This window comes from Bacillus sp. WMMC1349 (assembly GCF_013155385.1).
Classification (GTDB): Bacteria; Bacillota; Bacilli; order Bacillales; family Bacillaceae; genus Bacillus.
This window is the reverse complement of sequence record NZ_JABJUQ010000007.1, coordinates 2295542-2317683: the sequence shown is the minus strand read 5'-3', so window position 1 is coordinate 2317683 and position 22142 is coordinate 2295542. Positions and strand designations below refer to the sequence as shown.

Below are 22142 nucleotides of genomic sequence, written 5' to 3'. Positions count from 1 at the left end.
TCATGGCAACCGTTGCTTTTCATACCCTTGGCTGCAAAGTCAATCATTATGAGACAGAGGCAATTTGGCAGCTCTTTAAAGAAAATGGCTTTGAAAGAAAAGAATTTGAAAGTGTAGCAGACGTATACGTCATTAATACGTGCACTGTTACAAATACAGGCGATAAGAAAAGTCGTCAGGTCATTAGAAGGGCGATTCGTCAAAATCCCGATGCTGTCATTTGTGTTACTGGGTGTTATGCGCAAACTTCTCCAGCGGAAATTATGGCGATTCCTGGAGTAGATATCGTTGTTGGTACACAGGATCGTGAAAAAATGCTCGACTATATTAAGCAATACCAAAAAGAAAGACAACCGATTAACGGTGTTGGCAACATTATGAAAGCCAAAGTGTTTGAAGAGCTTGATGTTCCTGCATTCACTGATCGGACGCGGGCTTCTTTGAAAATCCAGGAAGGTTGCAACAACTTCTGCACGTTTTGTATTATTCCATGGGCACGAGGCTTGTTGCGCTCCCGTGATCCAGAAGCGGTCATTCGTCAGGCACAGCAGCTAGTTGATGCTGGTTATAAAGAAATCGTTCTTACAGGGATTCATACAGGCGGCTATGGAGAAGATATGAAAGATTATAATTTCGCACAGTTATTGAGAGAGTTGGATAGCCGTGTCAAAGGTTTGAAAAGGATTCGGATATCTTCGATTGAAGCAAGTCAAATTACAGATGAAGTGATCGAAGTGCTTGACCGCTCTGATAAAATCGTCAGACATCTTCATATCCCTCTTCAGTCCGGCTCAAACAGTGTTTTAAAACGGATGAGAAGAAAATATACAATGGAATTTTTCGCTGACAGGTTAACAAAACTCAAAAAAGCTCTTCCTGGCCTTGCTGTCACTTCTGATGTGATTGTCGGTTTTCCGGGAGAAACTGATGAAGAATTCATGGAGACCTATCGTTTTATTAAAGAACACAAATTTTCTGAACTGCATGTTTTTCCATACAGTAAACGGACCGGAACTCCTGCCGCAAGAATGGAAAACCAAGTTGATGAAAACCTGAAAAATGAACGCGTTCACCAACTCATTGCCCTCTCAAATCAGCTGGCAAAAGAGTATGCGTCAAATTATGAAGGTGATGTTCTGGAAATTATTCCTGAAGAGCCATTTACAGAAACCGGTGAAGACAACTTATTTGTCGGCTACACTGATAATTATATGAAGGTGGTTTTTGAAGGTTCTGAAAACCTTATCGGAAAACTTGTCAAAGTGAAAATCGTAAAAGCAGGATATCCGTATAATCAAGGACAATTCCTTAAAGTTTCTGGTGAAGATCATCACGAAAATATTCGCCTCACGTCTTGATTTTAAAAAGCCGAGTCACATTAAGATTGTGATTTGGCTTTTTTATTAATTGCGCTTTGGGAAGAGGAACAAGATAAACGAATGAAACAGATTGGTCAGCGGCAAAAAAAGAACGGCAGTTACGATGTTAAACACCAGGCTAAAATGTGCAATTTGTTGAGCTGGACTTGTGGAAAGGCTAGAAATAAATTCAGTTAATGATGAAAGAATAGGGTAAATGGCTAACACACCAATAACATTAAAGATCACATGGGCATAAGCTGTTTGTTTAGCGGCTGTACCGCCTTTGACAGCAGCCATTACTGCTGTGATGCATGTCCCGATATTGGAACCGAGCACAACACTCATAGCTTGCGTCAATCCAATGACCCCTTGATCCATAAAACTCATCAAAATCCCAACACAGGCAGAACTGGAATGGATCAGAGCCGTCAACAATGTCCCGACGATTAAAGCATAAAATGATGAATGTTCAACAAGGTGAACAATATATGCGCCTGAATCAAGATTTGATAATGGAATGGCAAGATGGCTAAAACCATGAATACAGAAAAAAATAATGCTTAACCCGATCAAACTTACACCTAAGTGGTGATAAGGGTGTTTTCTTGCCATCCACAAGACAATCCCAACTGTAAAAAGAGCGAAAATGAGAAATTCTAGTTTGATAGCTAAAAATTCTGTTGTAAATGTAGAGCCAATGTTTGTCCCCAAAATCAGCGGAATGGAACGTTTAAACGATAATGCCCCAACACTGACAAATCCGATAACAATAACCATAAATGCTGAACTGCTTTGTAAAATTCCAGTAAAAATAATGCTAACAAGAAAAGCTTTTAATGGATGATCAGTAAAAAAAAGTAGCCGTTTTTCAATCGTTTCAAATGTTAAAGAAAACAAACCTTTTCGTAACATGCCCATACCCGTAAGAAAAAAAATAATAAAAAATAAAAATAATGTAAAAATGAACATCAGATGTTGAGACACCCCCCTAATAAATTTATATAGACAAGCTTGCGTGCTGATGACAAAAACATAAAACAACCTTGTTCGGTTGACCTTACCGAAAGCTTATATTATAATGTCAAAGTACATGTATTAATGTATGTCTTTTTTAAAAGCAGTCGATTGGTGTATTCGGAGGGAGGGAAAGAGAATGTCAAAAACGGTCGTTAGAAAAAACGAATCGCTTGAAGATGCTCTTCGTCGCTTCAAACGCAGTGTATCAAAGACAGGTACTTTGCAAGAAGCAAGAAAGCGTGAATTTTATGAAAAACCTAGTGTAAGACGTAAGAAAAAGTCTGAAGCTGCAAGAAAGCGCAAATTTTAAAAGAGGGTGGATTTATGAGTCTTCTTGAGCGACTAAACCAAGATATGAAGCTCTATATGAAAAGCCGGGAGAAAGACAAACTGACTGTCGTTCGAATGGTGAAGGCTTCGCTTCAAAACGAAGCAATCAAGCTTAAGAAAGACAGGCTGACCGATGATGAGGAACTGACTGTTCTTTCTCGTGAATTAAAGCAGCGTAAAGACTCCCTCCATGAATTTTCAAACGCTAATCGTTCAGATTTAGTAGATAAAGTTCAAAAAGAGTTAGACATTTTGGAAGCTTATATGCCTGAACAACTGACAGAAGAAGAGCTGTCTGAAATTGTTAATGAAACGATTGCCGAAATCGGTGCCGCTTCAAAAGCGGATATGGGCAAAGTGATGACAGCTATCATGCCAAAGGTTAAAGGCAAGGCGGATGGATCTCTCGTCAATAAGCTTGTCAGCAAACAACTGTCTTAAAGAAAAAGACATCTTTCAAAACGAAAGGTGTCTTTTTTATATTTAATATGTCAGCAAGAATCGTAAGTTGAAACCTTTGATACATTTGTTACGTATATATGGTTAATGATAATGTGGAAGGAGGGTGTTAAGTCCTTGTTACTGAAAAAAATAAAATTGTCAGTTGCCCTCATATGTGGTTTTGGATTATTCTTATTATTAGGAGTTCATTTGACCGTAAAGGCAGAAGAAAATACGGTATATGTGATTCCGGTTGAAGAAACGGTGGAAAAGGGACTTTCTAAATTTCTTGAGCGTTCTTTTCAGGAAGCCAAAGAAATGAAGGCAAAACACATTATACTCGATATCAATACTCCTGGCGGAGCCGTCGATGCAGCATTGAAGATTGCTGACACGATACATAACTCCGACATTCCTGTGACGGCTTATGTCAATCGGAGGGCTCTTTCTGCCGGTGCATACCTTGCATTAAATGCCGATGATATCTATATGGCACCAGGTGGAAAAATGGGAGCTGCTGCAATCATCGATACACAAGGAAATGCGGCGGACAAAAAGGCAGAATCATTGTGGCTAGCAGAAATGGAAGACGCTGCTAAAAAGAATGGTCGTGATCCTAAGTATGCACTTGCGATGGCTGATGCTAATGTCGATGCCAAAGAGGTCGGTGCTCCTAAGGGTGAACTATTAACGTTAAGTCCTGATAAGGCACTTAAAGTTGGTTATTCAGAAGGTACTGCTTCAAATCTTGATGATCTTTTGAAAAAATTGAAACTTCAAGATGCCAAAGTAGAGCACACAGAGGTTAGCTTTGCTGAAAAAGTAGCACGTTTTATTACACACCCTGTTGTAATCCCGATTTTGCTTTCTATCGGAAGTCTCGGCCTAGTTGTCGAACTTTATTCACCGGGTTTTGGAATACCGGGTTTCATGGGTCTTTCAGCGCTGATGTTGTTTTTTTATGGTCATCTCGTAGCAGGACTTGCGGGAATGGAAACGCTCCTTCTATTTATCACAGGGATCATTCTGATTATTTTAGAATTTTTTGTACCGGGTGGAATTGTCGGGATTATCGGTATCATTGCTGTTATTGCGAGTCTCTTTCTAGCTTCAGGTAGTTTCACGGATATGGCCATCTCCATTTTAATTGCAATTGCTGTCTCTGTTGCAGCATCCATACTATTGACAAGGGTGTTGGGGAAGCGAATGAACTTTTTTAAAAAATTGATCTTAACCGATTCTACAAATTCAGAAAGCGGCTATATTTCTAATGAAACCCGTCATGATTTAATCGGTCAAATTGGAATTACTTTTACACCGCTTAGACCGTCAGGAACGGTCATCATTGGGGACGAACGGCTCGACGTCGTTTCCGAAGGCTCTTTCACCGCAAAAGACAAAAAAGTGAAAGTGGTGAAAGTAGAAGGTTCACGTATTGTTGTAAGAGAAATTTAAATCAACTATTTAGGAGGAATCAGACTATGGATTCGTCAACTTTGCTACTTTTAATGATGATAGCAGCAGGAATCATTGTATTGGCCGTCTTTTTCACTTTCGTTCCTGTTATGCTCTGGATCTCAGCATTAGCAGCAGGAGTCAAGATTAGCATTTTTACACTGATTGGAATGAGGCTTCGCCGAGTTATTCCAAATCGTGTTGTCAATCCGCTTATCAAATCCCATAAAGCGGGATTAGATGTTTCCATTAACCAGCTTGAAAGCCACTACCTTGCTGGAGGAAATGTTGACAGAGTTGTTAATGCACTAATTGCAGCCCATCGTGCCAACATTGAATTAACATTTGCCAGATGTGCAGCCATTGATTTAGCAGGCCGCGATGTTCTTGAAGCTGTGCAAATGAGCGTTAATCCAAAAGTAATTGAAACACCGTTTATTGCTGGTGTAGCTATGGATGGTATTGAGGTAAAAGCAAAAGCAAGAATTACAGTACGTGCCAACATTGACAGACTTGTCGGGGGAGCTGGAGAGGAAACGATTATTGCCCGTGTAGGTGAAGGGATCGTATCAACAATTGGTTCATCTACTAACCATAAAAAAGTCCTTGAAAACCCAGATATGATTTCACAAACCGTGTTGAGCAAAGGCTTAGATTCAGGTACAGCATTTGAAATTCTGTCGATTGATATCGCTGATGTGGACATCGGCAAAAACATCGGAGCCATTCTTCAGACTGACCAAGCTGAAGCGGACAAAAATATCGCACAAGCCAAAGCGGAAGAGCGCCGTGCGATGGCAGTTGCACAAGAGCAAGAAATGCGTGCCCGTGTTGAAGAAATGCGCGCTAAAGTAGTAGAAGCCGAGGCTGAAGTACCACTTGCTATGTCTGAAGCACTCCGCGGCGGAAATATCGGTGTCATGGATTACCTCAATTTTAAAAATATTGATGCCGACACAGATATGCGCGATTCGTTCGGAAAACTGACAAAAGATCAGTCTGAAGACGATCATAAATAAACAAGCCCCTAATTAAAAGGAGGGAGCTAAATTGTTAGACTTCATTTTAGACAACCCGATCATGATGGCCATTATTGTCGGGGCTATTTCTCTCATTTTCAACCGTATAGGAAAAAATGATGAAGAAGAAGAACAAAACAAGAAGACTCCTGCGCGTTCTAAAACACAAACGCAAAAGCAAAAACCAAAACGTCAGCATAAACAAGATGACAAACCATCGTTACAAACAGTAACGAAACAGCAAACAGTAGACGTGATGGCTGAGCTGAATAGAATCAAGACAGATGCAGAACGGTCTCTACCTGCTGTTAAACGAGCGATCAAAAAACAAAGCAGTTCTTTGCAAGTAAAAGAAAATAAAAAATTGCTCAACATGAATAAAAGCACTGTTGTTCAAGGCATTGTTCTTGGAGAGGTATTCGGTCCTCCTCGTTCTAAAAAACCGCATTATACGATGAGGCGCCGTTCTAAAAATTAACAGAAAGTCGGGCTCAGGTTCCACAGTTACAAGGGGAATCTGAGCCCAATGTTTTGTAAGAACTCTTTATTCTTTGCAACCACTCGTAAACAGTCAAACTACAGAATCGTTTTCTTGAGACAACTCCAATTAGATCTTTGACGTTATGTCGAACTGCTGTTCAATATTGGCATGGCAATCCTTCTATAACGTAGTACAAACACCCCCAACGCATAAACGGGTAATGAAATTGTCCCGTCTACACTCACGTTAAAACTGGAATAAGATCGGCCTAAACCCGCCACAACCCCTTCTCAGTCAGACTTCTTCACAACATATTCTAGTTACTCAGCCACACTTTTAATCCGCGATTGGTCTCCTTTTTTACATAGCATTCATTCAAAGAAAACTGATTGGATTTAGAGAGTGTTTGAATTAGCATGATATGAACTCCAACAGAATAAGAATATGATAGATGAATTAAACCTAATGAAAGGGGGTTCTTTTGTGAAAAGAAAAAACCGCTTGAGAGCGTGGCTGACAAGAACATTGGAAGTTCCCCCTGACGTTATGATGGATCTTCCGAGAATAACAATGATTGGGAGGCTTCATATATATATTGAAAATCACAGAGGGCTCCTGATGTTCAGTGACCGTGAAGTAAGGCTGATGCTAAAACAGGGACAATGTATTATTCAAGGAAAAGACTTTGTGATTAAGACGATTTTGCCTGAAGAAATTTTACTTGAAGGAACAATTGAGCTTGTTCGCTATATCGAGTCATAGTTGGGGGGAAGTAGCGTGAAAAATAAATGGCTTTCTTTTTTTTCAGGAAAGATACGGCTTCAAGTCATGGGAACGGGAATTGAACGTTTTTTAAACGAATGCATCAGGCAGGGCATCCCGCTGTTTGATGTAGAAAGAAAAGATCAGATCGTTTTTCTTCATATTCTGCTTTCAGATGTACATGCTTTCCGTAAGACCATCAGGGATTTCGACTGCAAATGCCGCTTTTTGAAAAGAAAAGGGCTCCCTTTCTTGTTGCGAAAATCAAAACGAAACAGCGGTTTTACTTTAGGAATTGCTGCTTTTTTCGTCATCATGTTTCTTCTTTCAAATATGATATGGAAAATCGATATTTCCGGGGCAAATCCGGAAACAGAGCATCAAATCAGGCAGGAACTGAATCGAATTGGGGTTAAAAAGGGGCGGTTACAGTTTTTAATGATGACACCGCAAAAAATCCAGCAATCACTTACAAAAAAAGTTGAGAATATTACATGGGTGGGTATCGAATTAAATGGGACAGCCCTTCATATGAAAGTGGTTGAAAAGAACGAACCGGAAAAAGAAAAGGCGATTGGTCCGAGGCATATTATCGCAAAAAAAGATGCAACAATTTCTAGCATGTTTGTCGAAAAAGGTGAACCACTTGTCACTGTTAACGAACATGTTAAGAAAGGTCAAAAGCTTGTTTCTGGGTTGCTTGGCAATGAAGAAGAGGAAGAAGAGGAAGAGGAGGAAGAGGAGGATAAGCAAAAAGTTGGAGCCAAGGGGGAAATTTTTGGTGAAACATGGTACCGATCAACGGTAACGGTCCCTCTTGAGACATCATTTGATGTTTTTACGGGTAAAGTAAAGACAAGGCACAAGCTCTCTAGCAGTTTTTTATCTGTGCCTTTTTGGGGTTTTTCCTTCAAAGAAGAAAAGCTCTCTGATCCAAAAACAGAAACGGAAGAACATTCGCTTCATTTCTTTAAATTTACACTTCCCTTCACATATGTAAAGGAAACAACAAGGGAAAGCGAAAAAGTTAAGAGAGTTTACACAAAAAAAGAAGCAGCACAGGAAGCGATCAGAATGGGAAAACAAGATGTGCGAAAAAAAATTGGTGAGGACGGAAAGATTATCAGTGAAAAAGTTTTGCACGAAACGAGTGAGAATGGTAAAGTTAAATTGATCATCCTTTACCAAGTTATTGAAGACATTGTTCAAACAACACCAATTGTTCAGGAGACTAAAGAATGACAGAACATTTACTTGCGATTAATCAACAGTTGGAAGGTCCGAATGAAGCTCAAGCATTATTTGGAAATCAGGATTCGCATTTGAAGATGATGGAAGAAGAGCTGAATATTTCGATTATCACTAGGGGAGAAACTGTATATGTAACCGGTGATGAGGAAACTTTTCAAATTGTGGACAGCCTGCTTGCTGCCCTTTTACGTCTGATTCGCAAAGGAATTGAACTCTCAGAACGAGATGTCTTATATGCGATGAAGATGGCGAAGAGGCAAAAACTTGAATTTTTTGAAAGTATGTATGAAGACGAAATTACCAAAAACGCCAAAGGTAAATCGATCCGTGTCAAAACTATGGGTCAAAGAGAATATATAGCTGCAATGAAAAGACACGACTTAATCTTTGGCATCGGCCCAGCCGGAACGGGGAAAACTTATTTAGCTGTTGTAAAAGCCGTTCATGAACTGAAAAATGGGCACGTTAAAAAGATCATTTTAACAAGACCAGCAGTTGAAGCTGGTGAAAGTCTCGGCTTTTTACCCGGTGATTTGAAAGAAAAAGTTGACCCCTATTTACGCCCTTTGTATGATGCTCTCTATGATGTGCTAGGAGCAGATCATACAGCACGGTTGCTTGAAAGGGGAACGATTGAAGTCGCACCGCTCGCATATATGAGAGGTCGGACACTCGATGATGCCTTCGTCATTTTGGATGAAGCACAAAATACGACACCGGCACAAATGAAAATGTTTTTGACGAGACTAGGTTTTGGTTCTAAAATGGTTATTACAGGCGACATTACACAAATTGATCTGCCAAAGGGAGTTGCATCTGGACTTGCTGTTGCAAAAAATATGCTCCTTAATATCGATGGAATCTCAATTGTTGAATTGGATCAGACAGATGTAGTCAGACATCCCCTTGTCGCCCGAATCATTGAAGCATATGAGAAGACAAAATAATTGGAATGACCCGATTGTTGCCCGCTATCGGGTCGTTTTTTAGTTTGTTGCCGGAAAAGAGGTGTTTGTTTTGAAAAAGAAACGAAAAATTGAGAAAAAACGGATCAAGCTAATAAAAAAAGAACGTTTTCTTCCGGTTATTCTTTATACAGTGATTTCGATTTTAATGTTTATTCTGCTTTTTGTTCATGTAAGACCTGAATCACTTGACCTTGACTTATTTTCTATCAGTGAAAATACAATTTATGCACCGGCAACAGTGGAAGATCAACAGGCAACAGCCAAGAAAAAGCAAGAAGCAAGTGAAGAGGTCCCCGATCAATATACGCTTAAGAAAGAGTACTCTGATAACAGAGTTGATCTAGTCTCATCGATATTTGATATCATTAAAGAAGTCAAAAAAGAAAGTTCTGATGGATCTGAAAAAGAACAAGTGAAATCTGTGGAAGATAAACTGACTTCAGATGTGACAGATTCTTTATCAGAAAAATCAGTGCAAAAACTGTTAAATGCAAGTGATGGTGAACTTTCAATGACTCAGGACTCTGTCATTACAGCCGTTAATGATGTCATGAGCAAGGAAATACCGGCGGGAAAACTTGAAAGTGCCAGAGAACAAGTCACGAAAGAATTAAAAAGCAATTCTATTCCTAGCAAACTAAAGAGTGCTGCAAATGAAATTGCTCGCTTTGCGATCATTCCCAACTATGTATATGATCCTAATAAAACGGAACAAAAACGACAAGAGGCAGAAGATAGCGTTCAACAGATTCAAATTAAACAAGGACAAATTCTTGTTGAGGAAAATGAGCTAATTGATAGAGAAGTATACAGAAAGTTGGAATTAACAGGATTATTAAGCGGTGCTAATATGTATAAACCGATTGGCGGACTGTTATTATTAATTGGGTTGTTTATCGCTGTGTTGGTTTACTATTTTGAAAAACAGCATGATCCTAAAAGATTATCGAAAACGAAATCATTGATGTTATTTTCACTCGTAACTGCGATTGTTTTAATTGTCATGGAAGTCATCAGCCTGTTTCAGGAACTTGAGTTCAGCCATATCGGTTACTTAGTTCCAATCGCAATGGGCGCCATGTTGATTAAGCTTTTAATTCATGAACGGTTGGCAATCCTTGCTAGTATGATTCTGTCGATTTGTGGTAGCATGATGTTTAATCAAGGTGTTACAGGAACATTTAATTATGGAATTGGAACGTATTTTCTGATTAGTTCTATAGCAGGCATACTGTTATTAGGGAAGCATAATGCAAGGGCTAAAATTCTCCAAGCTGGTCTGTTTGTATCTTTTATTAATATTGTCGTGATGTTTACCCTGCAATTGATTCAAAATGCGGCGCAATCAGGCTTGGAAATTGGTACAAATATTGTGATGGGTGTGGTATCAGGTATCGGATCTTCTGTCCTTGTTCTTGGCTTTATGCCGTTTTTTGAAAGTGGATTTGGTATTTTATCAACCATGAGACTGCTTGAACTTTCAAATCCAAATCACCCGCTGCTCCGTAAAATATTAACGGAAACACCTGGTACGTATCATCACAGTGTAATGGTTGCTAATTTGGCGGAAGCGGCATGTGAAGCAGTTGGTGCAAAGGGGCTGTTAGCAAGGGTTGGTGCTTATTATCATGATATTGGTAAAACGAAACGACCCCAATATTTTATTGAGAACCAAATGAATATTGATAATCCGCATGACAAGCTGTCACCTCAGTTAAGCAAAAATATTATTATCGCACATACAATTGATGGGGCGGAAATGTTACGGGCGCATAATATGCCAAAAGAACTAATTGATATCGCTGAACAGCATCACGGCACATCGTTGCTTAAGTTCTTTTTCCATAAAGCAAAAGAAAAAGGAGATCAGATGACAGAAGAAGAGTTTCGTTATCCCGGTCCAAAACCACAATCAAAAGAAGCGGCGATTATCTCTGTAGCTGACAGTGTGGAAGCGGCGGTCAGATCGATGCATAATCCGAATCTGGAGAGAATTGAAAAGCTTGTACGCGGTATTATTTCCGATAAGCTTCAAGATGGACAGTTTGACGAATGTGACCTGACATTAAAAGAACTTCATACAGTCGCGACGACGATTTGTGAAACGTTAAAAGGCATTTTTCATTCGCGGATTGAGTATCCAGAGGTTAATTCAAAACAGAAGGTGAAAAACACATGAGTTTAATCATTGATATTTCAGATGAAACAAGTTGTCTCTCTGATGAACATTTGCAAGAGATTGAAAAGCTTCTCCAATTTACGGCTCGTGAAGAAGGAGTTGCTGATCAAGCGGAAGTATCCGTTACGATTGTTACGAATGAAGAAATTCAAAAAATAAATAAAGAATACCGTGGAAAAGACTGTCCGACTGATGTCATTTCATTTGCACTTGAAGAAGAAGGGGAGGGAGAGATTGAAATCATCGGTACTGACCTAGCGCCCGTTCTTGGTGATATCATCATCAGTGTGGATAAGGCGAAAGAGCAAGCAACAGAGTATGGGCATCCACTTATGCGGGAACTGGGATTTCTTACTGTGCATGGTTTCTTGCATCTACTCGGATATGATCATATGACAAAGGAAGATGAAGAAGAAATGTTTACTAAACAGAAGGATCTTTTAAATAAATATGGGCTTTCAAGATCCTCCTAAACAAAAAGAATGGCAGCGGTTGCGAAAAAGCTTTGCAAATGCCTTCAACGGAATTTTCCTGACGTTCATTTCCGAGCGCAATTTTCAAATACACACTGGAGCCGCAATATTGGTCATATTTTGCGGCTTCATCTTTAGATTGACAGCTTTAGAGTGGGTCGTTATTTTAATGCTTATCGGTGGAATGTTTGCTTTGGAGTTAATCAACACAGCAATTGAACATGCTGTTGATTTAATCACAAACGAGAACCATCCACTTGCAAAAGCTGCTAAAGATGCAGCAGCAGGAGCCGTTTGCGTCTTTGCTGCTATTTCGTGTATGATTGGATTAATCATCTTTATACCAAAATTATTTTGACACAAAAATGCCTTTTATTTCTATCAGGTAAAAGATTCTTACAAAGATTTTACATTTTCGATTTGGGCGTGAAAAACTGGTCATGATTATGTAAAATAAAAGTGTTAGCGGTACCAAAAACCGTATGAAGGAAGGAACTTTCAAATGACTAAACAAGAGTTAATTGCAGAAGCGTTAGAAGCAAGAGAATTCGCATATGTTCCATATTCAAAGTTTAAAGTCGGTGCAGCACTCATAACAGAGGATGGCAAATTGTATAGAGGCTGCAATATTGAAAATGCTGCATACAGCCTATGCAACTGTGCTGAACGAACAGCGCTGTTTAAAGCTTACTCTGAAGGAGATACAGCCATTAAAATGCTTGTTGTTGTTGCAGATACGCCAGGACCTGTATCACCATGTGGGGCGTGTAGACAGGTGATTTCTGAACTTTGTTCAAAGGATATGCCTGTTATTCTGACTAATCTAAAAGGCCAAGTAGTCGAAATGACCGCTCAAGAATTATTGCCAGGAGCATTTTCATCGGAGGATTTACATGACACTGGAAAACTTTAAATCAGGATTTGTGTCCATTATTGGGCGACCTAATGTAGGAAAATCAACTTTTTTAAATCACGTGATCGGCCAAAAAATTGCCATCATGAGCGATAAGCCACAAACAACGAGAAACAAGGTTCAGGGTGTATTAACAACTTCGACATCGCAAACGATTTTTATCGATACACCCGGAATTCACAAACCAAAGCATAAACTTGGCGATTTTATGATGAAGGTTGCCCAGAATACTTTAAAAGAAGTCGACATTATTTTATTCATGATCAATGCAGCCGAAGGGTATGGAAAAGGTGATGAATTTATAATCGAACGCTTAAATCAATTGACAACACCGGTTTTTTTGATTGTCAATAAAATCGATCAGATTCATCCAGACCAATTACTGATGCTAATTGATGAATACAGAACCAGATATCCGTTCAAAGAAATTATTCCAATATCTGCTCTTGAGGGAAATAATATCGATACGCTTTTAAAGCAAATTGAAGATTATTTGCCAGAAGGTCCGCAGTTTTACCCGAGTGACCAAGTAACCGATCACCCAGAGCGCTTTATCATTTCTGAGCTGATTCGGGAAAAAGTGCTGCATCTGACAAGAGAAGAGATTCCTCACAGCATTGCTGTCAGCATCGATTCAATTCAAGAACGAGATAATGGTTCTGTTTATGTAGGTGCAACTATTGTTGTCGAGCGCGACTCCCAAAAAGGAATAGTCATTGGAAAAAAGGGCAGTCTGCTCAAAGAAGTTGGTAAACGTGCCAGGACTGATATTGAAGCTCTTCTTGGCTCACGCGTCTTTTTGGAACTGTGGGTCAAAGTGCAAAAAGACTGGCGGAATAAGATGTCACAGCTTCGTGATTTTGGATTTAAGGAAGACGAGTATTAACGACGAACCCAACTTGACCGTGGTGTCGTAATATAACCTCTCAAAATTAAAGTAATATTAGAAAAAAATGTTTAACATGAAATTAGGATTACGGGGTCAAGATAATCTTATGAATTTGGAGTTGAAAAGCTAGTTATAAACAGAAAGGTGGGGTTTTTATGTTGAATTTTACTTGGAATGTATTTTCACAAACAGGAAGCGTTGATACGTATCTTCTTTTCAAAGAATTGGAAAAGGAGAACCTGGAAAGACCCGATGTACTTGAAGAAGAGCTAGCGCAAGTTGATTATCCAATTTTGTGATCATGCTTGATTCCCCTCGAATTTTTTGGATGGTGCACATATGCTGACAAAATGTGAAGGTATAGTCCTTCGTACAAATGATTATGGTGAATCAAATAAAATCATTACAATCTTAACGAGGGAACATGGCAAAATCGGTCTGCTGGCAAGGGGTGCAAAAAAACCGAACAGTCGCTTGTCAGCGATTTCCCAGCCGTTTCTCTATGCTTCCTTTTTGTTTCGGAAATCATCAGGTCTTGGAACATTGGAACAGGGCGAGATGATAGAAAGCATGCGTCATATCCGGGAGGATCTTTTTTTAACAGCGCATGCGGCATATATTGCCGAATTAATCGATAAGGGAACTGAAGAAAAGAAACCGAACCCATTTTTATTTGAACTTTTTCTTCAATCATTACAAAGGCTGAATGAAGGAACTGATCCTGACATCATTACAAACTTGATTGAAGTTAAAATGCTTGGTGTTATCGGTTTGTATCCGGAATTTGACGAATGTGTTTATTGCAAAAGCAAAGAAGGGACATTTCATTTTTCCATTCGGGAAAATGGTTTTATTTGCCACCGTTGTTTTGCAAAAGATCCATACAGAGTCCCGCTTTCTCCGCCTGCTGTAAGACTGTTGAGGCTGTTTTACTATTTTGATCTAGCAAGGCTTGGGAATGTGTCAGTCAAAAAGGAAACGAAAGAAGAACTCAAAAGGGTGATCCGTCTTTATTATGACGAATACTCTGGTATTTTTCTGAAATCGCGGCGTTTTATCGAGCAAATGGACAATATGAAAGATATGCTCAGGTGAAAACAAAAAGTTGACATCTTCTTCAATGTCTTATAAGATCATTTCATAAACAATAATGATGCTGTGGTGACGGAAAACAGTAATTGCGCATATACCTCATATTTAGCGATCTTGGGACGGTGGGAGCCAGGGATGAGAGCGTAATGAAAGGCATTACCTGAACAGCTTTAAAAAAGAGGCTGAGATTTCTCAGCAATTAGGGTGGAACCGCGGGAGAACTCTCGTCCCTATGTTTGTAGAAAACAAGCATAGAGACGGGAGTTTTTTACTGTAATACAGATATTGTGGAGGTGCTTCATTTGAATATTCAAGAGATGATATTGACATTGCAAAAGCATTGGTCAAAGGAAGGCTGTGTCCTTTTGCAATCCTATGATGTGGAAAAAGGAGCAGGAACAATGAGTCCATATACATTTTTACGGAGTCTTGGACCTGAACCGTGGAAGGTCGCCTATGTTGAACCATCAAGACGACCTGCTGATGGAAGGTATGGTGAAAATCCAAACAGGCTTTATCAGCATCATCAATTCCAAGTGATTATTAAACCATCCCCTGACAATATTCAGGAGCTATATTTAGATTCTTTAAAAGCACTCGGAATTGATCCTTTAGAACATGATATTCGATTTGTTGAAGATAACTGGGAAAATCCGTCTCTTGGCTGTGCTGGCCTTGGCTGGGAAGTCTGGCTTGACGGGATGGAGATTACCCAATTCACCTATTTTCAACAAGTCGGCGGACTTGAATGTCATCCGGTATCTGTCGAAATCACTTACGGGATTGAACGTTTGGCTTCATACATTCAAGATAAAGAAAACGTGTTTGATTTAGAATGGACAAGCGGTTATACAATAAAAGATTTATTTATGATGGCGGAGTACGAACACTCTGTTTATACATTTGAAACGTCTGATGTGGATATGCTGTTTGAATTGTTTGCTACTTATGAAAAAGAAGCGAACCGTCAAATGGATCAAGGACTTGTGCATCCCGCGTACGATTATGTTTTAAAATGCTCTCATACGTTTAATTTGCTTGATGCTAAAGGAGCGATTTCTGTTACGGAACGAACCGGCTATATTGCGAGAGTCAGAAATCTCGCCAGAAAAGTAGCCAAAACATATTATAATGAACGTGAAAAGTTAGGCTTTCCAATGTTGGAGAAGGGAGAGGCGGCTCATGGATAAAAAAGATTTACTTTTAGAAATCGGATTAGAAGAAGTGCCAGCACGATTTTTAGATGACAGCATGAATCAATTAGGTGAAAAAATCGAAAGCTGGCTAAAAGATAAAAAGATTGCCTATGGTGAAGTCAGACTTTTTAACTCGCCAAGAAGACTTGCCGTTTTGATCGAAAATATTGCTGAAAAACAGGATGATGTAAAAGAAGAAGCAAAAGGACCTGCCAAGAAAATTGCGCTTACTGAAAACGGTGAGTGGACGAAAGCTGCTATTGGCTTTTCACGGGGACAAGGTGCAAGTCCGGAAGATTTATATTTTAAAGATGTTAAAGGGACAGAATATGTTTTTGTCGAAAAGTTTCAGAAGGGTCAAGATACAATTGCGCTTCTTCCAGAAATTAGCGATCTGGTGAAACATCTTCACTTTCCGAAAAACATGCGCTGGGGTAGCCAAGATCTCAAATATATTCGTCCAATTAAATGGATCGTCGCTTTATTTGGCAGTGAGGTTATTCCACTTTCTGTCGCTGGGGTTGAAAGCGGTCGTATCACACAGGGACATCGTTTCCTTGGCAAATCAGTTACTTTAGCTTCACCTTTTGAGTATGAAGAAAAATTAGAAAGTCAATTTGTCATTGCAGATCCTAAGAAACGAAAACAGCTGATTACAGATCAGCTCAATCAATTGGCAACAGAAAAATCATGGTCAATTCCGAGAGATGAAGAATTATTGGATGAAGTCAGCCATTTAGTAGAATATCCGACTGTACTATCCGGTTCTTATGAAGAGGAGTTTTTGACGATTCCTGAAGAGGTTCTCGTAACGACAATGAAAGAGCATCAGCGTTATTTTCCGGTTAAAGACAAAAACGGTACACTGCTTCCTTTCTTTGTAGCCGTTCGAAATGGAGACAAACACGCGCTCGAAAAGGTTGTGAAAGGGAATGAAAAAGTCTTGCGTGCAAGGCTTTCAGATGCTGCCTTTTTCTATAAAGAAGATCAGAAATTAAATATTGATGAAAATGTGAAAAAACTTGAAAAAATCGTTTTTCACGAGGAGCTTGGGTCGCTCGGAGACAAGGTGAGACGCTCAGCAGCAATCGCTGAACGAATAGCCCAAGAAATAGATACTGATCTTGAAACCGTTAAGTTAATCAAACGTGCTTCTCACATTTCCAAGTTCGATTTGGTGACAAATATGGTATACGAGTTTCCTGAACTTCAAGGTATTATGGGAGAAAAGTATGCGCGTATGCATGGTGAACATGAAGAGGTTGCCTTAGCTGTCAATGAACATTATATGCCGCGGCAAGCAGGTGGAAAGACTCCAACAACAGTTGTTGGTTCCATTGTTGCCTTAGCTGATAAGCTTGATACCGTTGTATCCTTTTTCAAAATTGGAGTTACTCCAACTGGTTCTCAAGACCCGTATGGATTAAGACGTCAAGCGAGTGGAATCGTTCAAATCCTGCTTGATCGAAATTGGGACCTTTCCTTTGAAAAGCTGATTTCTTTTACAGGACAGGGAGAACACAGTGGACTTCTTGATTTCTTTAAACAACGGCTTAAATATGTGTTAACAGAAGAACATATTAGATATGATGTGATAGACGCTGTGCTGGAAAGTACAGATCTTGAACCATATTCAGCGTTGAAAAAAGCTGCTGTATTAGAATTAGAGGCAAAAAAACAAGAGTTTAAAGAAAAAGCTGAAGCACTTGCCAGGGTGATTTCAATCAGTAAGAAAAGCGAAACAACAAACATTGATACGTCTTTGTTTGAAACCTCTCAAGAGACTGAACTGTTTACAGCTTATCAAGAATGTAAGCAGAACATTGTTGAACTTTACAAAGAAAAAAATTATCAAGGTGCTTTTACAGAGCTTTCTAAACTAAAACAACCGATTGAAGCATATTTTGATCATACAATGGTTCATGCTGAAGATGAAAGACTGAAGAAGAACCGTCTTGCACAAATGGCAAGTTTAGCTGCGCTGATTGAAAGTTTTGCAAATATTGATGTCATTATTGTAAAATAATATTGAAAGACGGTTGCAACCAAGCAATCGTCTTTTGTTAATATTTTCACAGCCTTGTCAAAATACGCTTGCCTTTTCGATAGTTATGCTGTTAAATGAACCTACACATACGTTATAATAAATAATATTTTAATTACATATTCCGTGTTAGTTTTTAACAAAAGGTGGTGAGTACGATCGAATTAAATAAACGTCAGGAGCATATTTTGCAGATTGTGAAAGAGAACGGACCAATCACTGGAGAACATATTGCGGAAAGACTGAATTTAACTAGAGCCACTCTTCGCCCAGACTTGGCGATCTTGACGATGTCGGGCTTTTTGGAAGCAAGACCGAGAGTCGGCTATTTTTATACGGGAAAGACAGGGACACAGCTATTGGCCGATAAACTAAGAAAACTTCAGGTCAAAGATTTCCAGTCGATTCCCGTGGTGATACATGAAAATGTTTCTGTTTATGATGCGATTTGCACGATGTTCTTAGAAGACGTAGGGACACTGTTTGTTGTAGATGATAACGCCATCTTAGTCGGTGTACTTTCACGAAAAGATTTGCTAAGAGCGAGTATTGGCAAACAGGAGCTCCCATCTATACCTGTTCATATTATTATGACAAGAATGCCGAATATTACGTTATGCAAACGTGATGATTTTGTTTTGGACATTGCAAAAATGTTGATTGATAAGCAGATAGATGCACTGCCCGTTGTAAAAGATACAGTAAAAGGGTATGAAGTAGTTGGAAGAATTACGAAAACAAATATGACAAAAATCCTTGTCGGTTTATCGGAAAATGAAATTATGTAATGGGGGGATATCATGAATCAGCAAACAATATATGTTGTTTCCGATTCTGTTGGCGAGACGGCCGAATTAGTGGTCAAGGCGGCAGTTAGCCAGTTTAATGGCTCATCTGAACATACAAATATAAGAAGAATTCCTTATGTAGAAGACCGTGGAACAATTAAAGAAGTGATTTCACAGGCTGAATCAGACGGTGGAATTATCTGTTTTACACTTGTTGTCCCTGAAATTCGTGAATTTTTAATTGCTGAAGCTGAAAAGGCAAATGTTGTCTATTACGATATTATTGGCCCTTTAATCGATAAAATGGAGTCGGTTTTTGGACATAGTTCAAAATGTGAGCCGGGTCGGGTTCGCCAACTTGATGAAGACTATTTCAAAAAAGTAGAAGCGATTGAATTCGCTGTAAAATACGATGACGGCAGAGATCCTCGCGGAATATTAAAAGCTGATATCGTTTTAATAGGTGTCTCAAGAACGTCAAAAACCCCTTTGTCTCAATATTTGGCACATAAACGTTTAAAGGTTGCAAACGTTCCGATCGTTCCGGAAGTTGATCCTCCTGAAGAGCTTTATAAGGTAGATCCGAAAAAATGTATTGGTTTAAAAATCAGCCCTGATAAATTGAATCATATCCGTAAAGAACGGTTAAAATCCCTGGGGCTAAATGATAAAGCGATTTATGCAAATATCAATCGTATCAAAGACGAACTTTTATATTTCGAGAAGGTTGTGGGCCGTATCGGTTGTAAAGTGGTAGATGTTTCAAATAAAGCTGTGGAGGAGACGGCAAACATTATTCACAACATGATGACAAAAGGTGATCAATCATAAAACTCAGGAACTTAATATCCTGGGTTTTTCCATTGGCAGTGGAGAGAGTGAAAATATTAGCATCTTTTTAGCATTTGTATTATAATAAAAAATTGTGATAAAATGATTAATTTTTAGGTTTAATCTATGGATAGAACGAATAAACTATTAGGGGAAACTGTGTCAGGAGTCGACGTAAAAAGTTTTTGACAAATTTTATAAATCAATTAATTTGAAACATGTGTGATTTTGCCTGTATTTTAGCAGGAAATCGGTGGAGGGATGTAGAAATAATTCTTCAAGAAAAAGAAAGGACGATTTTTGTCGATGCAGACGCATGTCCGGTCAAAGATGAAGTTCTAAAAGTGGCAGCGGATTATCAAGTAAAGGTGAAGTTCGTGGCCTCATTCGAACATTTTCAAATCACTAGAAACGAACAAGAGGATTGGACATATGTTGATCGGCATAAAGAAGCTGCTGATCTGTACATTGCTAACCATGTCCAAGCTGGTGATTTGGTGATTACTCAGGATATTGGTCTTGCCTCTTTACTGCTTGGGAAAAAGGTTATCGTGATATCGGAGAGAGGATTTTTGTTTGAAGAAAAGTCCATAGATATCGCTCTTTACCGCCGTCATATTTCTCAAAAACTGAGAAAGAGCGGACACTATACGAAAGGCCCGAAAAAACTGGTCAAAGAAGACAAGGAGCGATTTGTCAAACAGCTGCAAAAAATCTTGTCGAAAAATGAAGGATTTAAATGTTAAGCAGCGAATTATGTACGGGCGGAGTGTTAAACATGGGCAATCGTATACCGGATGAAATTGTGGAACAGATACAAAAATCAGCTGATATTGTTGAAGTTATTGGAGAATACGTCCAGTTAAGAAAACAGGGGCGTAATTATTTTGGGCTTTGTCCATTTCATGGTGAAAATACACCATCTTTTTCTGTTTCAGGCGAGAAACAAATTTTTCATTGTTTTGGATGTGGAGCCGGTGGAAATGTCTTCTCATTTTTAAGACAGATGGAAGGTTACTCGTTTACTGAAGCAGTTTTCCACTTGGCAGATAAATATCAGATTGATCTTCCGGATCATGCTACAGCTGTTTCATCAGACAATGCAAACGATTCAGAAGAAAAGAAAATGATGGAAGCGCACGAGCTCTTAAAGAAATTTTATCATCATCTGCTGGTCAATACAAAAGAAGGTCAGGCAGCGTTGGACTATTTGCTTAAAAGAGGTTTCAAAATGGAAGAGATTGAGCATTTTGAAATAGGTTACGCGCTTGACTCATGGGACTTTATCACAAAATTTCTTAAACGGAGAGGCTTTGAAGCCGAGCTAATGGAAAGAGCGGGGCTCATTATCAGCCGGGAGAATGGGGAAGGCTATTTTGACCGTTTTAGAAATAGGATTATTTTTCCGATCCATAATCATCATGGAACAACCGTTGCTTTTTCTGGTCGAACATTTACCGGAGAACATCCAAAATATATGAACAGTCCAGAAACACCGATTTTTCATAAAAGCAGATTGCTCTACCATTTTCATAAGGCTCGGCTTCATATCAGGAAAGAGGAAAGAGCAGTTCTTTTTGAAGGGTTTGCAGATGTTATGTCAGCCGTCAAGTCGGGAGTTAAAGAATCGATCGCGACGATGGGAACTGCACTTACCGAAGAACATGCAAAGGTGATCAGGCGCAATGTGGAGGAAATTATTCTTTGCTACGATTCTGATCTGGCTGGGTATGAAGCGACACTGAAAGCTTCGAATCTGCTCCAAAAAAAAGGTTGTAAAGTCAAAGTTGCCATGATACCTGATGGACTTGACCCCGATGACTACATCAAAAAAATTGGTAGCGAAAAATTTAAACAGGATGTAATAGGGGCCAGCGTGACCGTAATGACGTTTAAGATGCACTATTTTAAAAAAGGGAAAAATCTGTCTGATGAAGGGGACCGTATTACCTATATAAACGATTGTTTAAGGGAAATTAGTTCCCTTAGTGGTCCCTTGGAACAAGAGATATATGTTAAACAGCTAGCAAATGAATTCTCAATCTCCAGTGATTCATTAAAAGAGCAGCTCTCAGTTTTTGAAAAACAAACAGCAGCTCGCAGCAAACAAAACAGCCGTCAGGAATCAAAGGAGCGGCGCGCTTATATCTCAAGAACACCAAGAAAACGCACTGGACTTCGCCCAGCGTATGAAAATGCTGAACGAATGCTGATAGCTCACATGGTTCATGATCGTGATGTCATTCGAAAGGTTTTAGACAAAATCGGTTTCGAATTTAACATTGATCAGCATCGTGCACTAGCCGCTTTTCTGTATGGTATGTATGAGGAAGAAACCGAAATATCGATCCAGCATCTCTATAAAAGAATCGAGGATGAGGAGTTAAGTCAACTCCTTACAGATATTTTAATGCTCCAGATTAATGACGAACTTAGTGAAACAGAATTTTCTGATTATGTAAAAAAAGTGTTGAATTATCGAAAATGGTCAATGATAAAAGAAAAAGAAGCTGAAAGGGCAGAAGCTGAAAGGCAAAAGGATTTCATCAGGGCAGCAACTTTGGCTCAAGAAATCGTGAAGTTAAACCGTTCGCTAAAATAAACCGTTATATAATAGGAAAGGCTCTTGGCAATGAATCCTAATGGAGGAGC

At 39.1% G+C, this 22142-nt stretch carries 22 protein-coding genes and 1 pseudogene; 22 read left to right on the top strand and 1 reads right to left on the bottom strand.

What is annotated here, in order from left to right; translation table 11 throughout:
* Positions 1-2: 2 nt before the first annotated feature.
* A complete protein-coding gene (mtaB, locus tag HOO54_RS14225) occupies positions 3-1358 on the top strand; it encodes a tRNA (N(6)-L-threonylcarbamoyladenosine(37)-C(2))-methylthiotransferase MtaB (protein WP_172296370.1) in 1356 nt (451 codons plus the stop codon).
* Positions 1359-1403: 45 nt separating this feature from the next.
* Here the strand turns inward: mtaB and HOO54_RS14220 are convergent, their stop codons facing one another.
* Positions 1404-2330, bottom strand: a complete 927-nt coding sequence (locus HOO54_RS14220; protein ID WP_172299577.1) for a Na/Pi symporter — start codon at positions 2328-2330, stop codon at positions 1404-1406.
* A 184-nt stretch (positions 2331-2514) separates the two neighbouring features.
* On the opposite strand from HOO54_RS14220, the gene rpsU reads away from it, so the two are divergent.
* The 21 genes and pseudogenes from rpsU (at position 2515) to dnaG (ending at position 22092) form a co-directional block, all read left to right on the top strand.
* Entirely contained in the window at positions 2515-2688 is a 174-nt protein-coding gene (gene rpsU / locus HOO54_RS14215) for a 30S ribosomal protein S21 (protein WP_010196218.1), read from the top strand.
* 14 nt (positions 2689-2702) lie between these two features.
* Positions 2703-3149 carry a GatB/YqeY domain-containing protein gene (locus HOO54_RS14210; RefSeq protein ID WP_172296368.1) on the top strand — a complete coding sequence of 149 codons (447 nt, stop codon included), beginning with the start codon at positions 2703-2705 and terminating at the stop codon, positions 3147-3149.
* A gap of 135 nt (positions 3150-3284) precedes the next feature.
* Positions 3285-4604 (top strand): NfeD family protein, encoded by a 1320-nt coding sequence (locus HOO54_RS14205; RefSeq protein ID WP_172296366.1) that lies wholly within the window; start codon positions 3285-3287, stop codon positions 4602-4604.
* Between the two features lie 26 nt (positions 4605-4630).
* On the top strand, positions 4631-5623 hold the full coding sequence (gene floA / locus HOO54_RS14200; RefSeq protein WP_172296364.1) for a flotillin-like protein FloA: 993 nt from the start codon (positions 4631-4633) through the stop codon (positions 5621-5623).
* 31 nt (positions 5624-5654) lie between these two features.
* Positions 5655-6101 carry a hypothetical protein gene (locus HOO54_RS14195; protein ID WP_172296362.1) on the top strand — a complete coding sequence of 149 codons (447 nt, stop codon included), beginning with the start codon at positions 5655-5657 and terminating at the stop codon, positions 6099-6101.
* Positions 6102-6569: 468 nt separating this feature from the next.
* On the top strand, positions 6570-6866 hold the full coding sequence (gene yqfC / locus HOO54_RS14190; protein WP_172299575.1) for a sporulation protein YqfC: 297 nt from the start codon (positions 6570-6572) through the stop codon (positions 6864-6866).
* A gap of 15 nt (positions 6867-6881) precedes the next feature.
* Positions 6882-8108 carry a sporulation protein YqfD gene (yqfD, locus tag HOO54_RS14185; RefSeq protein WP_172296360.1) on the top strand — a complete coding sequence of 409 codons (1227 nt, stop codon included), beginning with the start codon at positions 6882-6884 and terminating at the stop codon, positions 8106-8108.
* On the top strand, positions 8105-9064 hold the full coding sequence (locus HOO54_RS14180; protein ID WP_172296358.1) for a PhoH family protein: 960 nt from the start codon (positions 8105-8107) through the stop codon (positions 9062-9064). Before yqfD ends, HOO54_RS14180 begins: the two co-directional genes overlap by 4 nt.
* Positions 9065-9230: 166 nt before the next feature.
* A complete protein-coding gene (locus tag HOO54_RS14175; RefSeq protein ID WP_172299573.1) occupies positions 9231-11264 on the top strand; it encodes an HD family phosphohydrolase in 2034 nt (677 codons plus the stop codon).
* Positions 11261-11737, top strand: a complete 477-nt coding sequence (gene ybeY, locus HOO54_RS14170) for an rRNA maturation RNase YbeY (RefSeq protein ID WP_172296356.1) — start codon at positions 11261-11263, stop codon at positions 11735-11737. The genes HOO54_RS14175 and ybeY overlap by 4 nt, the downstream gene beginning before the upstream one ends.
* On the top strand, positions 11715-12095 hold the full coding sequence (locus HOO54_RS14165) for a diacylglycerol kinase family protein (protein ID WP_172296353.1): 381 nt from the start codon (positions 11715-11717) through the stop codon (positions 12093-12095). The genes ybeY and HOO54_RS14165 overlap by 23 nt, the downstream gene beginning before the upstream one ends.
* Positions 12096-12239: 144 nt before the next feature.
* The gene (locus HOO54_RS14160) at positions 12240-12650 is read left to right on the top strand and encodes a cytidine deaminase (protein WP_172296350.1); all 411 of its coding nucleotides are present in this window, start codon (positions 12240-12242) and stop codon (positions 12648-12650) included.
* Positions 12631-13536: a GTPase Era gene (gene era / locus HOO54_RS14155; RefSeq protein ID WP_172296348.1), complete on the top strand. Its 906-nt coding sequence runs from the start codon at positions 12631-12633 to the stop codon at positions 13534-13536. The genes HOO54_RS14160 and era overlap by 20 nt, the downstream gene beginning before the upstream one ends.
* A 158-nt stretch (positions 13537-13694) precedes the next feature.
* Positions 13695-13838: a YqzL family protein gene (locus HOO54_RS14150; RefSeq protein WP_172296345.1), complete on the top strand. Its 144-nt coding sequence runs from the start codon at positions 13695-13697 to the stop codon at positions 13836-13838.
* Positions 13839-13878: 40 nt separating this feature from the next.
* Positions 13879-14683: pseudogene (gene recO / locus HOO54_RS14145) on the top strand (DNA repair protein RecO).
* 250 nt (positions 14684-14933) lie between these two features.
* Entirely contained in the window at positions 14934-15821 is an 888-nt protein-coding gene (gene glyQ / locus HOO54_RS14140; protein ID WP_172296340.1) for a glycine--tRNA ligase subunit alpha, read from the top strand.
* Positions 15814-17853: a glycine--tRNA ligase subunit beta gene (glyS, locus tag HOO54_RS14135; protein ID WP_172296338.1), complete on the top strand. Its 2040-nt coding sequence runs from the start codon at positions 15814-15816 to the stop codon at positions 17851-17853. The genes glyQ and glyS overlap by 8 nt, the downstream gene beginning before the upstream one ends.
* A gap of 167 nt (positions 17854-18020) precedes the next feature.
* Complete coding sequence (gene ccpN, locus HOO54_RS14130; RefSeq protein WP_172296336.1) at positions 18021-18659, top strand: transcriptional regulator CcpN; 639 nt, start codon at positions 18021-18023, stop codon at positions 18657-18659.
* Between the two features lie 12 nt (positions 18660-18671).
* Positions 18672-19490, top strand: coding sequence for a pyruvate, water dikinase regulatory protein (locus tag HOO54_RS14125; RefSeq protein WP_172296333.1), 819 nt, complete (start codon positions 18672-18674; stop codon positions 19488-19490).
* 218 nt (positions 19491-19708) lie between these two features.
* Positions 19709-20236, top strand: coding sequence for a YaiI/YqxD family protein (locus HOO54_RS14120; protein WP_172296330.1), 528 nt, complete (start codon positions 19709-19711; stop codon positions 20234-20236).
* A 32-nt stretch (positions 20237-20268) separates the two neighbouring features.
* Complete coding sequence (gene dnaG, locus HOO54_RS14115; RefSeq protein WP_172296328.1) at positions 20269-22092, top strand: DNA primase; 1824 nt, start codon at positions 20269-20271, stop codon at positions 22090-22092.
* Positions 22093-22142: the final 50 nt, after the last annotated feature.